Source organism: Planktothrix mougeotii LEGE 06226 (genome assembly GCF_015207485.1).
Taxonomy (GTDB): Bacteria; Cyanobacteriota; Cyanobacteriia; order Cyanobacteriales; family Microcoleaceae; genus Planktothrix.
Genome location: NZ_JADEWU010000169.1, coordinates 1 through 1,022, shown reverse-complemented (window position 1 = coordinate 1,022; position 1,022 = coordinate 1). Strand labels below are relative to the sequence as shown.

Genomic DNA, 1,022 nt, shown 5'->3' with positions numbered 1-1,022 from the left:
CCTTGTCCCCTTGTCCCCCTCCCCTCATCCTACGGGTACTTCACAAGCTTTTAGTTATAGGAGTGTCAAAGCTTGTTAAGATGTCAGATGTCGCAGCGTCAGCGTTGAGTGTGATTGTCACCGTAACGTTTAAGCTGAGGATTGACCAATTTTAGGTGTGGGACTGTCTAAAAGAGTGAGTATCATGCGTTTATCTCCTGTCTTAGTTGCGGTTTTTGCTGCTTCAGCTACGTTTGGATTATCAAACTCTGCAAATAGTCAAACCGCCTACCCAGACTCAGAAAGTTCGTCTAATTCCCTAGAAACTTTTGATCCCGGAGATCCGGGTTTAATTCCATCGGAAACCCATGATCAATCTTTAGCGGTTAATCAAATTCCCCCCTCAACTCCAATTTATCCTTTTGAAGAAATTGTTTTACATAAAACGAAATTGCTGAATCCAGATTTGGCTTTTTCTTTGGGTGAATCGATTGGAAAAAATATTTCTCAGTCTTGGGTTCATTCTGCATTTTCCACAAATTCAGCTACTTTTAATCCATCTCAACCTCTGAGTGATACTTCCTTAGCATTACCATCAAATTCCTCAGAATTAGATTCTTTATCAGAACGTCAGATTGCTGATTCTAAAGATGAAACCATTATTCTTAATAAAGGAAAAGCAACACAAAATTCAGGAAAGATTGCTCAATTTTATTCAGAAGTTTCCCCTAAAACCACAAATTCTGAAAGTAATTATTCATCAAGTTCAGAGATTTTACTAAATAAATCAGCTACAGAAAAAATCGGGAATTTTAGCTTTCCGGTTGTGGCTGAAAATGCGATCGCTTTAAATTCGACTGTAGGGGAAACTAATAGATTTGAACCGAGTTTAAATAAGAATTTAGGAAAAATAGCTCAATTTCCGATAGAAGTTTCTGAACAAATAGCAAGTGCTGAAATTAATCCCTCATCGAATATAGAGATTTTACTGAATAAATCAGCTACAGAAAAAACGGGGAATTTTAGCTTTCCGGTTGTGGCTG

The 1,022-nt window shown here is 37.6% G+C and carries 1 protein-coding gene; it reads left to right on the top strand.

Annotated elements, in window-relative coordinates; translation table 11 throughout:
* Positions 1–184 precede the first annotated feature (184 nt).
* Positions 185–1,022 (top strand): hypothetical protein (locus IQ236_RS27575; protein ID WP_193872426.1); only part of this gene is annotated, 838 nt, incomplete at its 3' end.